18 protein-coding genes are annotated in these 17,221 nt (G+C 44.6%); 14 read left to right on the top strand and 4 right to left on the bottom strand.

The genetic code is table 11. The features are described from left to right. The first annotated feature begins 50 nt into the window (after positions 1 to 50). The 5 genes from AC4E8D_RS21815 (at position 51) to thiI (ending at position 4,229) form a co-directional block, all read left to right on the top strand. Entirely contained in the window at positions 51 to 269 is a 219-nt protein-coding gene (locus AC4E8D_RS21815; protein ID WP_076211597.1) for a DUF1540 domain-containing protein, read from the top strand. A 36-nt stretch (positions 270 to 305) separates the two neighbouring features. Then, on the top strand, positions 306 to 719 hold the full coding sequence (locus AC4E8D_RS21810) for a hypothetical protein (RefSeq protein ID WP_221822001.1): 414 nt from the start codon (positions 306 to 308) through the stop codon (positions 717 to 719). 189 nt (positions 720 to 908) lie between these two features. After that, positions 909 to 1,661, top strand: a complete 753-nt coding sequence (locus AC4E8D_RS21805; protein WP_221822003.1) for a lytic transglycosylase domain-containing protein — start codon at positions 909 to 911, stop codon at positions 1,659 to 1,661. A 172-nt stretch (positions 1,662 to 1,833) separates the two neighbouring features. Continuing rightward, the gene (locus tag AC4E8D_RS21800; protein WP_449004887.1) at positions 1,834 to 2,982 is read left to right on the top strand and encodes a cysteine desulfurase family protein; all 1,149 of its coding nucleotides are present in this window, start codon (positions 1,834 to 1,836) and stop codon (positions 2,980 to 2,982) included. Between the two features lie 5 nt (positions 2,983 to 2,987). After that, positions 2,988 to 4,229: a tRNA uracil 4-sulfurtransferase ThiI gene (thiI, locus tag AC4E8D_RS21795; protein WP_490206501.1), complete on the top strand. Its 1,242-nt coding sequence runs from the start codon at positions 2,988 to 2,990 to the stop codon at positions 4,227 to 4,229. A gap of 122 nt (positions 4,230 to 4,351) precedes the next feature. On the opposite strand, the gene AC4E8D_RS21790 is transcribed toward thiI, so the two are convergent. Then, on the bottom strand, positions 4,352 to 5,062 hold the full coding sequence (locus tag AC4E8D_RS21790) for a TerC family protein (protein ID WP_221822006.1): 711 nt from the start codon (positions 5,060 to 5,062) through the stop codon (positions 4,352 to 4,354). Between the two features lie 87 nt (positions 5,063 to 5,149). On the opposite strand from AC4E8D_RS21790, the gene AC4E8D_RS21785 reads away from it, so the two are divergent. The 6 genes from AC4E8D_RS21785 to AC4E8D_RS21760 all read left to right on the top strand — a co-directional run bounded on the left by AC4E8D_RS21785 (position 5,150) and on the right by AC4E8D_RS21760 (position 10,918). Next, entirely contained in the window at positions 5,150 to 5,809 is a 660-nt protein-coding gene (locus tag AC4E8D_RS21785) for a TerC family protein (protein WP_490205209.1), read from the top strand. 295 nt (positions 5,810 to 6,104) lie between these two features. Beyond that, entirely contained in the window at positions 6,105 to 6,599 is a 495-nt protein-coding gene (locus tag AC4E8D_RS21780; protein ID WP_221822008.1) for a hypothetical protein, read from the top strand. A gap of 177 nt (positions 6,600 to 6,776) precedes the next feature. Then, positions 6,777 to 8,621 (top strand): translational GTPase TypA, encoded by a 1,845-nt coding sequence (gene typA, locus AC4E8D_RS21775; protein ID WP_036674819.1) that lies wholly within the window; start codon positions 6,777 to 6,779, stop codon positions 8,619 to 8,621. Positions 8,622 to 8,919: 298 nt separating this feature from the next. Then, positions 8,920 to 9,216 carry a YlaH-like family protein gene (locus AC4E8D_RS21770; protein WP_036614990.1) on the top strand — a complete coding sequence of 99 codons (297 nt, stop codon included), beginning with the start codon at positions 8,920 to 8,922 and terminating at the stop codon, positions 9,214 to 9,216. 90 nt (positions 9,217 to 9,306) lie between these two features. Continuing rightward, complete coding sequence (locus tag AC4E8D_RS21765) at positions 9,307 to 10,368, top strand: LCP family protein (protein ID WP_490205208.1); 1,062 nt, start codon at positions 9,307 to 9,309, stop codon at positions 10,366 to 10,368. A 97-nt stretch (positions 10,369 to 10,465) separates the two neighbouring features. After that, a complete protein-coding gene (locus AC4E8D_RS21760; RefSeq protein WP_076211583.1) occupies positions 10,466 to 10,918 on the top strand; it encodes a pyridoxamine 5'-phosphate oxidase family protein in 453 nt (150 codons plus the stop codon). A 7-nt stretch (positions 10,919 to 10,925) separates the two neighbouring features. Here the strand turns inward: AC4E8D_RS21760 and AC4E8D_RS21755 are convergent, their stop codons facing one another. Next, positions 10,926 to 11,621, bottom strand: coding sequence for a YhcN/YlaJ family sporulation lipoprotein (locus AC4E8D_RS21755; protein WP_490205207.1), 696 nt, complete (start codon positions 11,619 to 11,621; stop codon positions 10,926 to 10,928). 152 nt (positions 11,622 to 11,773) lie between these two features. On the opposite strand from AC4E8D_RS21755, the gene AC4E8D_RS21750 reads away from it, so the two are divergent. Next, entirely contained in the window at positions 11,774 to 13,108 is a 1,335-nt protein-coding gene (locus AC4E8D_RS21750; protein WP_449004882.1) for a PhoH family protein, read from the top strand. 221 nt (positions 13,109 to 13,329) lie between these two features. After that, entirely contained in the window at positions 13,330 to 14,601 is a 1,272-nt protein-coding gene (locus AC4E8D_RS21745) for an extracellular solute-binding protein (protein WP_339305048.1), read from the top strand. Positions 14,602 to 14,624: 23 nt separating this feature from the next. Here AC4E8D_RS21745 and AC4E8D_RS21740 read toward each other — a convergent pair whose 3' ends face one another. After that, positions 14,625 to 15,704 carry a coiled-coil domain-containing protein gene (locus tag AC4E8D_RS21740; protein WP_339305046.1) on the bottom strand — a complete coding sequence of 360 codons (1,080 nt, stop codon included), beginning with the start codon at positions 15,702 to 15,704 and terminating at the stop codon, positions 14,625 to 14,627. Positions 15,705 to 15,888: 184 nt separating this feature from the next. Then, the gene (locus AC4E8D_RS21735; RefSeq protein WP_017687281.1) at positions 15,889 to 16,125 is read right to left on the bottom strand and encodes a DUF2626 domain-containing protein; all 237 of its coding nucleotides are present in this window, start codon (positions 16,123 to 16,125) and stop codon (positions 15,889 to 15,891) included. A gap of 314 nt (positions 16,126 to 16,439) precedes the next feature. On the opposite strand from AC4E8D_RS21735, the gene AC4E8D_RS21730 reads away from it, so the two are divergent. Next, on the top strand, positions 16,440 to 17,090 hold the full coding sequence (locus AC4E8D_RS21730) for an RsfA family transcriptional regulator (RefSeq protein WP_076211575.1): 651 nt from the start codon (positions 16,440 to 16,442) through the stop codon (positions 17,088 to 17,090). Positions 17,091 to 17,221: the final 131 nt, after the last annotated feature.

The raw sequence follows: 17,221 nt of genomic DNA, 5'->3' as shown, positions 1-17,221 counted from the left end.
GAATATCAGGTTTGTGGCGGGGAGACAATAGTAGTCGAGGTGATAAAAAAATGAGCCAAGACAAACCTATAGTCAAATGCAGCGTCTCCAACTGCAACTTTTGGGGAGAAAACAACTTCTGCCAAGCTGATGCCATCATGATTGACATTGACCAACATGCCACCCGTCGTCTGCATGAGGAATTTGCTGGTGAGACATTTGACTCCGATCACCATGATCATGCACGCACATCCTCTGCAACATGCTGTCACACGTTCAAACCCAAGTGAGCAGTCATCCCTATTTCATAACGGAGGTGCTTCCAAATGGAAAATGACGATAATAAGTTTAATTTTAAAGATCGCCCTGAAACCAATGTTGACGGTGAAAAACAGCGTATGCGCGTCGATTATCCCAGAAAAACACATCGGGAAGAATACGGGGCAGAGGTTGCTCCTCCGACTGTCGTAAGAACTGGAGGTACCGAACGCTCAGAACCTGTACCTGAGAAACATGAGGCAGACCGTGTCATGGAGTCAACAGGCAAGGTCGCAGGTTATATGGGGCTGGCCTTCGGCATCGCGTCCTTGTTCATGTGGTCAATCGTACTTGGACCAGCGGCAGCCGTTCTGGGTTACTATGCTTATGTGAATGGTCGTAAGACAGCGGGAGCTTGGTCCATCGGACTCGGTATTGTAGCCACGCTGAGTTATTTTTTCATGATTCCATTTGCTCGCTAGATTGTAAAATGTTCATTCAACAGCCTTCTGTTTTCACCCAAATGCGGTGAATTACAGAAGGTTTTTTTCGTATATGTGCAGGTTAGGTGGGAAGATTCATATATTTTTTTGAAAACAATGGAACCTTGCTGTAAAACCATGTAGAATAAGGTCATAATACGCTTAATTATACGGGAGTGGGTATAACTCATGCAGATTGATCCAAGCGGATCGCGGCAGTTATTGGAACTGCAATTGTCCAATGTGAATAACCAAACTAGTGGATCACAACCAAATGCTGGTTCAACTGTGGATTTCGCCAATGTTATGGACGGGCTGATAGGTACGGGTACCAATTCGATGAGTAATACGGATTCCACCGCTACGGTCTCCAAAAGATCCAGTGATGGTTTGTTGTGGCTGCAACTCGGAAGCACGTACAATCCGGATATAAATACGGCAGGATCGTCCTCTGTCTCCAATAACATCGTTGGGTCTTTATTATCTTCATCCAATACAGGAATCGTGGATTCCGGTGCATCTGTACCTACGGATTATGAATCTTTGATTGCCGAGGCAAGTGCCAAATACGGTGTTCCTGAATCATTGATCAAGGCCGTCATTGACACAGAGTCCAATTTTAACCCAAATGTCGTGTCCTCCGCGGGTGCCAAAGGGCTTATGCAATTAATGGATGGTACGGCTGCAGGGCTGGGTGTGAGTAATTCATTTGATCCTGCCCAGAACATTGATGCGGGTACGAAGTATCTTTCCCTTCAGCTCCAGCGTTTCGGTGGAGAAGTGAAGATGGCACTTGCTGCATATAATGCAGGACCGGGCCGTGTTTCACGTCTGGGCGTGTCTAGTGATAGCGAACTGATGAGTGTACTTAACCGTTTGCCTTCCGAAACACAGAATTATATCTCCAAGGTGGAGAAGGCACAGTCGAAATATGTGATCTAAACTCACAGATAGACATTTGTGAAAACACATGATAGGCAGGATGAGATCAAATGTGGGAGCAGTAGCGCTTGAAACGCCTGTTCCCGGTTGGTCTCTTTGTGTTGTATGGGTATCATGTTACAATGCTCACTGTAGGTTATGAACGAAGAGATAAAGGGAGGTCTAACCTCATTTGAAATATTTTGATTATGCTGCAACCACACCTCCCCATCCCGATGTGATTCGTACGATGGCCGAAATTATGGAGACACAATTTGGTAACCCGTCCTCCATCCATGGGTATGGAGAGCGTGCTCATCAGTTGCTGCGTCGTGCACGATCTGGCTGTGCTGCGGCAATCGGCGTTAAGCCTGAGGAGATTGTATTTACTTCCGGTGCGACCGAGAGTAATAATCTTGCGATAAAAGGTGCGGCATTACGTTATCAGTCACGAGGCAGACACATCATCACTACGGCTACCGAGCATGCCTCGGTGTATGAAAGTTTTATGCAATTGCAGCAGTGGGGATGGGAAGTGACATTAGTTCCTGTGAATTCCGATGGAGTGGTCAACGCTCAGCAGGTTGTAGACGCGATCAGGCCCGACACGGTGCTTGTAAGTCTGATGCATGTAAATAATGAAACTGGACTCATCCATCCGATTGCAGAAATCGGCAAACAGCTCAAAAAGAAAGCACCACGGGTGCTTTTCCATGTGGATGGTGTTCAAGGCTTTGGAAAAATGAAGGCAACACCTGCCGCTTGGGGTGCAGATCTGTACAGTCTGTCTGCTCACAAGATTCGTGGACCGAAGGGAGCAGGTCTCCTGTATGTGCGAAGTGGAGTGGAGCTTACGCCACTATTGTCAGGAGGATCACAGGAACAAGGCCTAAGAGCAGGCACTGAAAACGTGGCCTTGCTGGTAGGCATGGCAAAGGCCATGCGAATGGCAGCAGAAGATCAGGTTGATTTTGCCCGGCGTACAACGGTGCTCCGTGATCGGTTGATGGACACGATACGTGACATTCCTGAATTTGAATTGAACAGTCGCACAGAGGGTGCACCTCATATTGTGCACTTCTCTTATCCCGGGATGAAGGCAGAAGTGGCGCTGCACACCTTGGAGCAACTTGGCGTAACCATATCGACTCAATCTGCCTGTTCTTCGCGTTCGGCTGAACCGAGTCGGGCTCTACTTGCGATGGGCAGAGATGCAGCTTGTGCTGGTGGCGGATTGCGTATTAGTCTTGGAGATGAACATACAGAAGAAGATGTAGCCTTGCTTGAGCGGGCTTTACATCAGATGGTGGCGCAGTTGCGGCCCCTCGAAAGGCGGATGTAATGGATATGAAATATGATATGCTGCTTCTCCGTTTCGGAGAGTTTATGTTAAAAGGGAAAAATCGTGCCCGATTTGAAAAAACGATCATTACACAGGTGAAAGCTTTGCTTAAACCTTATCCAGGAGCGAGCCTTCGCAAAGAATATGGCCGTGTGTATGTAGATCTTGGCGGTGAATCACATACTGAACTGATTAAGGTGCTGAAGCGGGTATTCGGTGTGATGTCGATTAGTCCGGTTAAAGTTACTCCATCCGAGCTTGATGAGATTGTGAAAACAGCAGTTGCATTTATGGACGAAAGGGAAGACGAATTCAAGGAAGGTACCACATTTAAGGTGAATGTAAGGCGGGTATGGAAGGAGTTCCCGAATTCTTCCCATGAAATGAACCATCTGGTTGGTTCCCCGATTCTTCGGAAGTTTCAGCGATTAAGTGTTGATGTTCGTCAACCTGATATCGAACTGCGAGTGGAAATTCGGGATCAGGGCACCTATATTTTCAACGAAACCATTCCGGCAGTAGGTGGCTTTCCACTGGGTACGAATGGAAAAGCGATGGTACTGTTATCAGGTGGAATAGACAGCCCGGTTGCAGCCTGGTCTTCCATGCGCCGTGGACTTGAAGTGGAATGTGTACATTTTTACAGTTACCCGTTCACAAGCCAGCGTGCCAAAGAAAAGGTCATTGATTTGGCGCGTGCCCTTGCTGATCATGCAGGAACAATCAAGCTGCATCTGGTTCCATTTACAGAGATTCAAACGGCATTTACCCAGCTGGGTCAGGACAATCTTATTATTACGTTGATGCGACGTTCAATGCTGCGAATTGCATCCAAACTTGCCGAGCGTGAGCGGGCATTAGCACTGATCACCGGGGATAGCCTGGGCCAAGTAGCGAGTCAGACTCTTCCGAGTATGAATGTCATTGGTCGTGCGACGGATCTGCCACTGTTGCGACCACTGGTTATGATGGATAAACAGGAGATCATTACCCTGTCCAAACAGATCGGAACGTATGACATATCTATTTTGCCATATGAGGATTGCTGTACTCTCTTTGTGCCAAAGTCACCTTCAACCAATCCAAATCTTCGAATTGTGGATAAAATAGAATCAACAATGAGCCATCTGTCAGAATGGGTGGATCAGGCGGTGGAACAAACTGAAACGATCACCCTGCATGCCGGTGAAACTTCTGTGGTAACGAATCCGACAGGCGACAATGGCATGAAGGATGATTGGTTCTAAACTCAATAAAAATTAGCATGGCTGACATAATAAGGGCTATGTTAACTGCAAAAAGGACTGTCCGATGAAATATCGTTCAGTCCTTTGCTGTATTCAGGATGAAATTTTTAGTTTAAATTAGCCTACGAATAGGAGCGCTGCTGTTCCCCGTCAGATCCCTTGTGGCTGGAACTGCTGGAGCGTTTGCGATAACCTGCAAAGACTACACCTGCAATAACCACAACGATAAAGAGAATGCGCAATGCCGGATGTTCAGTAAAGTAAGGCAAGAGTCGCTGTTCCTCCGTGATCATATTAGAAGCCGTATACCCGAGAACAATGGCTCCGACATAGATAATCCAAGGAAAATGATTAATTAGTTTGATAAACAGGGTACTGCCCCAGACGATAATTGGGACACTAATCAGGAGTCCAAGGATGACAAGCACGAGATGCTGCTGGGCTGCTCCAGCAACTGCGATCACGTTATCTAATCCCATGGCTGCATCCGCGATTACGATGGTACGAATTGCGGTCCACAAGGAAGTTCCCGCCTGGACATCATTGTGTTCATCACCCTGATCCGCCAATAATTTATAGGCAATCCAGATCAGAAGTATGCCTCCCACAAGCAAGAGCCACGGAACTTTAAGCAACCATAAAACAACAACTGTTGCTAAAATTCGAATCAAAAGTGCGCCGCCAGTTCCATATAGAATCGCCTTTTTCTGCACAGAAGGGTGCAAATTTCGAGCTGCGAGACCAATGACGATGGCATTATCTCCAGCCAGAATTAGATCAATAAAGACAACGTTCAGCAAAGCCAGCCAGAATGTGGGACTAAATAGCTCCATGAGATATGTCACTCCTTATATACGGTTCAATCATTAAGAATAGCATGGACAACTCCGACATACAAGTTAATGTGGGGGGATGAGGACATGGATACACTATGGCTTTTAACTGAAATTTTAATGATCAATCTGGTATTGAGTGGAGATAATGCGGTTGTTATTGCGCTTGCCAGCAAGGATCTGCCACCAATACAACGCAAAAAAGCGGTATGGTGGGGAGCTTTTGGTGCGGTGCTGCTGCGTTGTGTATTAACCTTTGTAGCGATATTGTTGCTGGGAATTCCCTTTATCCAAGCGGCAGGTGGGCTGTTGCTACTCTGGATTGCAGTAAAGCTACTGCTTCAAAATGATGATGAAGTACATATTCGAGAAGCATCTACGACTTGGAAAGCCATTCAAACCATTCTGATTGCCGATTTTGTAATGAGCTTGGATAATGTTTTGGCCATAGCGGCTTTGGCTGATGGGGATTTGGCTTTGATCGTCATTGGTATTGCAATCAGTATCCCCATCGTCGTATGGGGGAGCGGGTTAATTGTTGGTTTGTTGAAGCGATTTCCGATTCTTGTATTCGTCGGATCAGGCATTCTGGCCTTCACAGCAGGTGAGATGGTGATGAAAGACCCCAAGTTAGGAGAATGGCTGGGAGGTATGGCATCAGAGGTGCATACGCTGCTTCCCGTAGCAATGGCTTGTCTTGTGGTTGCGATTGGAGGCGCACATAAATTTGTGCGTAAGAACGCATAGTTTAATTTTGGATAAAAGTTTGAATTAAGACCGTCTGAACCGTCCGGTTTAGGCGGTTTTGTGTTGAGAGAATACACTTGTGAATACAACAACTAATGGGCTGTCATAAGTTGCACATTTTAGGGTAATACAGGTAAAGGGCGCACGCAAAGTGCGACATAAAGTATAGTTTTTTGCCGAAACATCGGATACACTAGTAGCAGGATTACAGGTTTGGAAATCAACAGTCAGCATGGAATGCGTATCGCTTAAGGAGAAATAAAGTACATAGCCATAGTATAAGAGGTGATTGATGATGAGGATGAGAAATGAAAAAGCGATTGGACTATTTATTGTAGCTGCGGGAATTGTTATTCTGCTTGGCAAGTTTGGCGTGTTTGGATTTATTGGTCGCAATTTCTGGCCTTTGCTGATCCTGCTGCCAGGCATCGCCCTTCATGCGTTATATTATGCGCGTATTTCACCATCATGGTCACTCGTTCCTGCCGGCATACTAACGGTGTATGGTGTTTTATTCAGTATAACGAATACATGGGGCGCTGGACTTATGAGCAGGCTGTGGCCAGCATTCTTGCTTGGGATCGCCATAGGGTTACTCGAATATGGAATGGCTGAGCGGCGAAGACCGGAATATGTGTTACCTGCAGCTTTGATCCTTGGTGCGGTGTCCATCATATTATTCGGATTTACCTTGCTGCAAACGGGAATAATCTATGTACTTGCTGTCCTTTTGATCTTGGGCGGAGTCTGGTTATTACTTGGACGAGGACGTCAAGGGAGAGGCTGGTAACATTCCCAGTGGTCTTCTCGTGCGAAATATCTTGATTTTTACCTATAATAAACTATAATATAAGGGATATAGACATGCGTCGGGATATCACCGACGCTTATTTTGTGAGTAACCTGCGAAATTGCGGGAAGTTTAAGTAGATATGATTTGAAATTGGAAAGGATATGGATACAAAACATGCATTCAAGAGAACACATTCGCAATATTGCGATTATTGCCCACGTCGACCACGGAAAAACAACACTCGTTGACAAGTTGCTCCAGCAATCCGGTACTTACCGAGATCACGAAACGGTACAGGAGCGCGTAATGGACTCCAACGATTTGGAGCGTGAACGCGGTATTACGATTTTGGCCAAAAACACGGCTATAACTTATAAAGATTACCTGATTAATATTGTGGATACACCAGGACACGCCGACTTCGGTGGTGAAGTTGAACGTATCATGAAAATGGTTGACGGTGTATTGCTCGTTGTTGATGCTTATGAAGGCTGTATGCCACAAACGAAGTTTGTACTTCGTAAAGCACTTGAGCATAACCTGACACCAATCGTTGTTGTAAACAAAATTGACCGTCCAGCGGCTCGTCCGACTGAGGTTATTGATGAAGTATTGGACCTGTTCATTGAACTGGGTGCCAACGATCAACAACTCGAATTCCCTGTTGTATATGCTTCCGCATTGAACGGAACATCCAGCATGGATAATGATCCTGCCAAACAAGATGACAACATGATGGCGATCTACAATACCATCGTTAGTCATATCCCACATCCTACCGAAAATGTTGAAGAACCGCTTCAATTCCTCGTTACTTTGATGGACTACAATGAATACCTTGGCCGTATTGCCATTGGTCGTGTTAACCGCGGTGTGATCCGTCAAGGACAATCGGTAACGGTTATTATGCGTGATGGTAAGAGTAAAACTGCACGTATCGAGAAACTGTTCGGTTTCCAGGGTCTCAAACGTATTGAGACGGAAGAAGCAGGAGCAGGCGACATCGTTGCCATTGCAGGGATCAAGGACATCAACATTGGTGAAACCATTGCCGACCCTAACAACCCGGAAGCTTTGCCAGTTCTGAAAATTGATGAGCCAACACTGCAAATGACGTTCCTCGTGAACAACAGTCCATTCGCAGGTCGTGAAGGTAAATGGGTAACTTCCCGTAAACTTCGTGAGCGTTTGTTCAAAGAGTTAGAAACAGATGTTTCCCTTCGTGTTGACGAAACGGATAGCCCTGATGCATTTATCGTTTCCGGACGTGGTGAGCTTCACTTGGGTATCCTGATTGAAAATATGCGTCGTGAAGGATATGAGCTTCAAGTATCCAAACCAGAAGTTATCGTAAGAGAAGTTGACGGTAAGAAAATGGAACCTGTTGAGCGCTTGTTGATTGATATCCCTGAAGAGAGCATGGGTTCCGTAATGGAGAGCCTGGGCGCACGTAAAGCAGAGATGGTTAACATGGTTAACACAGGTAGTGGTCAAGTTCGTCTGGAGTTCCTGATTCCAGCACGTGGTTTGATCGGATATAGCACAAACTTCCTGACATTGACTCGTGGTTACGGTGTAATGAACCATGCATTTGACAGCTACGCTCCAGTAGTATCCGGTCAAGTGGGTGGACGTCACCAAGGCGTGTTGATCTCAACTGAAACGGGTACATCCACGTTCTATGGCATGATGGGCGTTGAGGATCGCGGTACGCTCTTCTTGGAGCCGGGAACTGAAATCTACGAAGGTATGATTGTTGGTGAACATACACGTGACAATGATATCGTTGTTAACATCTGCAAAGAAAAACAACTGACTAACGTTCGTTCTTCCGGTAAAGATGATACGGTTAAAATTAAAACTCCGATTATCTTCTCATTGGAACAGGCGCTTGAATATCTGAATGAAGATGAATATTGTGAGATTACACCAAAATCTATTCGTCTTCGTAAAAAGATCCTGAACAAATCCGAGCGTGAGCGTGCAGAAAAACAACGCAAAATGGCTTCTAAAGCCTAATAACAACAAAAAAATATATATAAGTTAGCATTTGATGGAATACAGAAGTTAACGATGTTGTGCACAGTGGAAGTAGTGAAGGGATCGGAATCGATTCTGTAGAAGCGAAGCGTTCGCCTTTATCCCCGGATTTTACCATTGAAAAATGGATCAAAAAAATCTGGGGATAACAGCGACCAAAAGAACGATCCGAATCCGGAACGGTCACATGCAGAGCTTTGTAATTAATGTTGTTGTTGGTGCTCCATCAACCAGTTAACTTATATCCTAGCATGAACACGAAAGGAGCTGGCTGTGCATGCAAGCATGGTTCGCATCACACCCGATCGTAGCCTACATCGTCATCTTTGTATTGATTACTTACGTATATAACAAGGTGTTTCGGGTACGTCAGAAATTGCCACTGGGTAAGGAAATTGTTCTCTATATTTTGATGGCGATGGGCACATTCATGCTTCTTATTTTTCAGATCGACAAGCTGCCCATCATTCAATGTTTGTTGGTCGCGGTTGGTTTGATGTTGTTAGTGAGAGTGCGTTATTTTATTGAAGGTCGTCAAAAGAAAAAAGCGGAAGCTGCCGCTCGAAACTCATAAATCCTGTCTTGTACAGACCATCCGTTTTCCTTAGGGAAAGCGGTTGTCTTTTATTTAGACAAAAACAGATGTGATAAAGGTGTTGAAGATATGAACTCAAATTCGAACGGACTGCCTCCACGGAGACAGGCACCAACGCAATCCGGTGCTTCTGGATCGAAGAATGGCAAGGGTAAGCAGCCTAAGAAGAAAAAGAGAATGAATGCTTTTGGCAGAATCCTTTTAAGTCTATTGGTTATTGCCATTGTGGTAGGCGGTGGATATGCGTACTGGGTATATAATCAAGTCGTGGATACAGGCATCGATAAACCGGTACCTCCCGGGATGTCAGCCACAACCAAACCGATCACGATGCTGTTATTAGGTACAGATAACCGTCCTGAAACTGGCACATATCTCTCGGATGTTGTTATGGTGGCTTCGTTAAATCCGGAGACCAAGACGGCAACCATTGTATCTTTGCCTCGAGACACGCGTATTCAATTGGATGGGTACAAATCCAACAAGCTGAATTCCTATTATCCAAGATTCAAAGCACAGGAAAAAACCACTGGCAAAAATGCAGAGGATCAGATGAAAGAAATGATGGGCAAGTATTTGGATATAAATATTAATTATACAACCGTCCTGAATTTCCAGGCATTCCGTGATGCTGTCAATGCCGTGGGTGGCGTGGACGTGACTGTGGATAAAAATATGTGTTATAGAGATACAGCCGATGGTACAGATATCAATCTGGTCGCAGGCGCACAACATCTCGATGGTAAAGCGGCACTGGATTTTGTTCGTTACCGCAAATCCAATTGTAATCCAAAGACGGATGAATCCAATGACTTTGATCGTAACAAACGTCAAAACCAAGTGCTGAACTCCATGCTGGATCAGATGAAATCTCTTGGGGGCATTACAAAGATCAGCAAAGTGATTGGTGCAGTTGACAAGAATATGACGACAGATGTGGAATCGGAACAAATGAAAAACTTTATCTCGACGTATTGGAACATTTCCACTTCGGATGTGCACTATACTCCGGTTACCGGAGAGTGGAGAAGTCCATATGTGTATATTAATGAGACGGAACTCGCCAATGCAAAGCAGGCTTTACAAGATACACTTTCAGGTAAAGTAACGGCTTCACCTTCAGGCGAATAACCTTCATTCTTTTGGGATTGGAAGCACGTTAAACGGTATGCTATAATAACATAAACCAAGTACAAGAATTGCATAAAGAAGGTTAGGGGCTGGTTGAATGTCCGAAGCCGTCACACAATTAACTGAATCTCTTTTACAGCAATTCAAGAATGAGACCTTTGTGCTTCTTAGCACAGTGGATGTAGAATCCGGAGGTCCGACTTCAACAGCCATCTCCTGGATTTATGCGGAGAATGCTTCTACTTTTCGTTTAGCGATCGATCATCGTTCACGTTTAGTGAATAACATGATTACTAATCCGCTCATTACAGTGACTGTCTTTGGAGAAGAGACGGTGTACGCAGTGAACGGACGTGCTGCGGTACGACAAGATCCGCTGCAGGACGTTCCATTTAATATGTGTTGTTTCGACATTACAATTGAAGCGGTGAGGAATGCTCTGTTTTACGGCGCTCAATTGTCCTCTGTGCCTCAATATGTCAAAATATATGATCAGCGTGCTGCTGAGAAATTAGATGAGCAGGTTTTTGCTGCCATGAAAAAAGCCTAGTGAGAGATCACTGGGCTTTTTGTTGTCTTTTGTCCGTTGAATGCTGCTGCATTTGTTGTTCTTGATCCTCGTGTTCATCCGGATTTTGACGGACTTTGACGTCTTTCGGGAGTTGAGGGATAATTCGTCCCACCATGTCAGCAAGTTCTGAAGCAAAACCGGAGATTGGATGCCCTTGACGAATATGTTCACCGATTTCTTTAATTCGTTCAGTGACATCTGCATCTGCAGTAACGATGGAATCTACACCTTCGGGGTCTTTGCGAAGTGCTTCGGCAACAGCGTACTTAATGGTACCCACCCGAGCACGTTCCAGTTCACCATCAACATCGATGCCAACTACGGCTGTATTACCGAGTATGACGCAGTTCGCATCTTCAACACCTTCCACTTGCTTGGCAAGGGCTTTAAGGTGATTGATTCGTTTTTCATTGGGCATCCGGCCATTCTTTGCATCATCCGCAATGTTGGTATCATGGACTTCACCTGTATCCTCATTGAGGCGGTCCAAACGTGAAGGATTCATCCGATCTTCCTGTGCATTAAGCATGTGAGATCCTTTCCTTTGATCTTGCTGAGTTGTTATATTTCCTCCGTAACTTCTTGGATGCGAGGTATGTGGCTCCTGTGAAGCACTGCGTGTGGAACTGTTGCAACCTGTAAGTATAAAGATCAGAAGCAGCGTGCAAACCCATTTTTTCATAAATGTTCATCCTTTCTTGGAGTTTTTCAGAATGGTTGACAATTATTTTGCCCTAGTCGAATACATTTATGTATGGGATCATGATTGTCCATGCCGCTGCTGAAAGATCACACTATCCATGCCTTTAACGACGCCGCTTTGGAGGGGATTGAATGAAAAAGATTTTTGTATTGGATACCAACGTGCTTCTGCATGACCCCAATGCCATATTTGCCTTTGATGAACATGAGGTAATCATTCCCGCGGTTGTACTGGAGGAGATTGACTCCAAAAAAAGAAATGCCGATGAAATTGGGCGTAATGCCCGTAATGTGTCCAGACTGTTGGATGGATTACGTGAGCTGGGTCACCTGCACAGTGGGGTACCTTTGGCTAATGGAGGTAACCTGAAAGTAGAGCTGAATCATCGGAGTTTCGTGAAAGTTCAGGAAATGTTCGGTGAAGTGTCCAACGATAATCGCATTTTGGCTGTCGCACTGAATTATCAGATTGAGGAGAACGAAAAGGAAGTAGTCGAACGTCAGGTCGTGCTTGTCAGTAAAGATGTACTTGTGCGTATCAAAGCGGATGTACTTGGTCTGTTTACACAGGATTACTTATCAGATCGGACGGCAGGACTCAGTGAGTTATATCCAGGTTATACGGCCCTAAAAGTTCATCCGTCAGTGATTGATGAGTTTTACACATATCGTTTTTTACCAATCAAACCGTTGCAGTTGTCTTATTCGTTGTATCCGAATGAATTTGTCATTCTCAAGGATGAGATGGGAACCAATAAATCGGCTTTGCTTAAAGTGAACACAGAGGGAACAAAGCTGGAGCCGCTTTTCCTCAGTAATGATAATGTCTGGGGTATTAGTGCACGTAACGCACAACAACGCATGGCATTGGAACTGCTTTTGAATGATGACATCCCGCTTGTTACCATCACCGGTAAAGCCGGAACAGGGAAAACCTTGCTGGCACTTGCAGCAGGTCTGCTTAAGGTAGAGGATGATCATAAATACAAAAAACTGTTGATCGCTCGTCCTGTCGTTCCGATGGGGAAAGATATCGGTTACTTGCCTGGTGAGAAGGAAGAAAAACTACGTCCTTGGATGCAGCCGATATATGATAATCTGGAGTTTTTGTTTGATACCAAAAAAGCCGGAGATATCGATAAAATTCTAATGGGGCTTGGCAGTATTCAGGTGGAAGCTTTAACGTATATTCGTGGAAGATCGATACCTGGACAGTTTATCATTATTGATGAAGCCCAGAATCTGTCGCGCCACGAAGTGAAGACCATTGTATCAAGGGTCGGTGAAGGCAGTAAGATTATTTTGATGGGAGACCCCGAACAGATAGACCATCCGTATCTTGATTCTGCCAGTAACGGTCTGACCTATATCGTGGAACGGTTCAAACAAGAGGGAATCAGCGGACACATCATGCTCGAAAAAGGAGAACGGTCCAAGCTGGCACAACTTGCAGCTGATTTATTGTAATATTTAGGGGATTTATTTCCCGGAAAATGTTGTTATCGAAGCCGGCTCCTGGAGCCGGCTTTTTGCTGAAAAAATAAGTAAGCGTTATTACACAGAACACGATATGCTCGTATTATGCAAAAATCCGAAAAAGTGTTTTTCGGCAGGGTAGGACAAGAGTACTACTTATTTGTTACAATAATTGCTGCAGGAAAAAACTAGGTGAGCGGGGAGGGAAGTTAATGAAGCGTAGACATCAGGTTGTTTTGTTCGCGGTATTGCTGCTTTCGTTAACGATCTTGTCACCGAGTTTTGACTTTAGAGGTTCACAGCTTAATCAGGAACGCGATCAGGAGAAGGATGCTTTTCCTGGGTCTTCGTCCCGTAATGAAGATGCTCAAGCTCTGCTGGAGATTGTAGTGGCCATGTCGGATGAGGAGTTTCAAGCTTTTCAAAAAATAGCCAAAGAAGTTGCTGCTTCCCAGCTGGTAGAGATTAATCTTCGGAATGAGAAGCCGGATACATATAAACAAGTTTTGGATCTTGAATTTTCACTGGGAGAGAACGGTGATGTTGTTCTGCTTGATAGTGAGGAAGTGCAATACTATGCCCAAAAAGGGTACTTGTATCCGTTAAATGGAACAACATTATCAAAGTCACTAGGAGATACGATAGTGGGGTTACGGGGAATGACAGAGTGGAATGGTTATCAGTGGGGAATGCCTTTTGATTTTGATCCGTACATTCTGGCTGCACAATCTTCATTTCTGAAGAGAGCTGGTCTGGAGTCATTACCTCGCAATAAAGATCAGTGGGTCAAACTTACTCAACAAGCCATTGCGGAAAGCATCCCTTTAATTACAATGAACATCAATGATATGTACGGAACGAATGCGTGGCTGAATCATTTGGAACCGAGGATGGCACCAGATCAAGTTAAACGAACGAAAATAGATTCGCAAACGGGGGATCTTCAGCAGGGGATTCAGTTGATGAATCAGATTCAGCCCCTTATTAGGCTTGATTCTACCAATTCGGGGTTCTCTCCGACTGCTGACCCGAACGACACACCGATGGTTGTATCATTGTTATCTCAATTATTAAATGCGGATCAAGCGAGTACAGTTGATAAAGATTCTTTGGAGCGGATTTCTTTCGAAACCTTGGATACTGTAAAATCTAGAAGCCTTGTCATTACTGCGGGTTCCGTTGAGGCAGAGGAGGCCAGTAGATGGATTGAAGGAATGACGTCCGCTACGACACAGTTGAAATGGTACCAACAGGTTAACCGGTTGCCCGCAAAGCAGCAGGAACTGGATCTGGAGTCTGAGAAACTCGTTGGACGTTATGACATGACAAAGGGACAATCCTGGTTCTCAACCACCCAAGATGTCCCCGCTGCAACGATCAAAAGTCATGCTCTAATAACTCGTTTTCATCAAAAAGTACAACAATTCTTAAAGGGAGAAATTACAGCGAATCAATACGTAGACAGTATTAAAACGACGAATTAACTTTAAGTTCGTGTTCAACCTCTTTAAAATGATATAGCTAGTTTTACTTCCAGTACGCCTTCATTTGTTGAAACATCGGTTGCTTTGACAAACGACAGGATTTTCTGCGGATAGAACCCAAGGTCAAATTCTCTTTCCAGCATTCCACGAGTCGTATCTGGTAATTCAAGCTGGTTGAATACAAGTTTGTCCACATGAAAACGAATGGAGTTTTGAGGTTCATTTTCTACCGTATAATGTCCTTCAATGCTTAATTGCAACTGATCCCGCTGACCGGAAGCTATAATCTTATCCTGGTTAAACTGAAAGGCAAAGTCTTCAAAGATTGAATTTTGGGAACGCAGAAATGCATTAAGCTCATCCTGCCCAATTCGAATCGTATAGGTTGTTCCAGTCGTGGATATGCCTCCGTTTTGTTTTTGGATAAAATCGGGCAGGTTCTGCATGGCAGATGCCAAAGCTTTGAAATATCGTTTCACCTCATAGATGCCGATATTCTCCCAATAAAGGGTAAGTTCATCCATCAGTTTCTGAATCGCTGCCGCATCTCCGCTGGTGGCTATTTGGGCATCCATTTCTTTTTGCAAGGTGACTACACGTTCCCGCTGGTTTTGAAGATTAGTCTTCATTTCGGTTAATTCTGTTGTAGTCTGACGAATCTGAGTGGAAGTCTGTTGCAGGTTGCGATAACGGTCCTGATACTTGTCCAGCACAGCCTGATCCCGTCCGATAATAATCTGGTAATAATCATACAGTACAAACAGGTCTTTGAATGACCTGGCTCCCAGGACCGTCATGAGGAGGCTGTCTCGTTCTCCTGTGTAGTAGGATCTTACTACAGCTCCGGCCCGATCTTGCTGAATATGTATCTGTTCTTCCTGTTCCTGAAGCTGGACGGATAATGTCTCGTATTGTTGAGCCAGCTGCTTCTGCCTTTCGGCGATGCGTTCGATTTCGTGATCGATTTCAACAATAGATAGACTTTTTTGCAATATCTCACGTGTATCCTCAGGTGAAGACTCTCCATAGGCATGGGCTAAAGGTAGCTGGAGGAATAAAATGATGCATAATATAAAGGCGGCAATGCCGTATTGACGTTTCACCGATCCATTCTCCTTTCCACTTCTTAAATGACTATCGTACAGGCTGGTTGCCTTCCAGACAATATATGAAACAAATACGTGAAATATCCTTAGTGGTTACATAACACCACGAACATTCATTTAATCTGAACACAACAAAAAAGCAACCCGACAGATATCGGATCACTTTGATGCTGCAGGTGGATTAGAGCGGCAACCCCATTTCGAATACGGTCCAGTAGCTGAACCCCGTGAATGTTACGATCATATAACCCCAGAAGAGCAATATGTACGTTCGCTCGGTAAATTTCAAGTATCCCAAAATGACAAAAAACGCAGTCTGCAGGAAAAAAAGCAAAGCCATTTCGACCAGATCTCCCGCAAAAGCCATCAGGCCAATTGCAAGCGTGAAGAACCCGAGTACCCGAAACATGCGTGCCACGGTAAATCCTCCTCTCCTAAGTACGTTCATAGATTGTCTACACAACATTATACCGGGAAAGGAAAAACGTGTAAACAAATTTGGATATGAAAGCGAATTCTTTTTTTGCTAAAAGTAAGTATAGAGGGATATGTTTTGCATATGTCACGTATGAGCAAGCCTGAATGTGGAAATACATTTTAGTATGAAATCAATTCTATGAACTCTATGAGAGGCATAAGAATGAATGAAGCAGCTTTTATACCTAATTCACATACCGGGCTTCCGGTAATGCGGACGGTTATTTTAGGATGTTGTTAGGAGGGTATTATAGCATGACTGCAGTGAGACAGGATGCTTGGAGTACAGAGGACGATTTGATATTGGCTGAGGTTACTTTGCGTCATATTCGGGAAGGCAGTACACAATTGGCCGCTTTTGAAGAGGTGGGCGAAAAAATAGGCAGAACATCTGCCGCATGCGGTTTTCGCTGGAACAGTTGTGTACGTAAAAAGTATGATTCGGCCATCAGTAACGCCAAGGCACAACGACAAAAACGAAGTTATCTCAGAAAGCAGCCAGCTATGCTCGGACCACAGGTTGCAGCATTGTCTACACTGGACACTGAAGAACATCTGTACAAATCAGATGGGATCTCAGACGATTCATTATCGATGGATGCAGTAATCCGCTTCCTGCGACAATGGAAGGGAACAGTGCAGGAGAGTAATCGTCAACTCAAGATGCTGGAGAAGGAGCTTCGGGAGAAAGAAGATGAATTGCTTGAACTACGTCTTGAGAATGACCGTCTCTCCAAGGAAGTGAATGAAGTACAGACGGATTACCGTGTGGTGAATGACGACTACAAAGCTTTGATTCAGATTATGGATCGGGCTCGCAGACTCGCATTTTTGTCCGAAGAAGAAGAGGAACTTAAGACACGTTTCAAGATGGATGCCAACGGGAATCTGGAACGAATTGAATAACAAGTTCAGACGTTTGATTTGTGAAAGTCAGGTATGAACCCGCCACACCTCCGTTACACAACGGCAGGTATGACGGGTTTTTAGTTTGGTGTTTTTGTTCTATTATAGATATTAGAAGGCAACTACTGAAG

It is taken from the genome of Paenibacillus sp. SRL342, from assembly GCF_984798905.1.
This window is presented reverse-complemented; position numbering and strand designations above follow the sequence as displayed.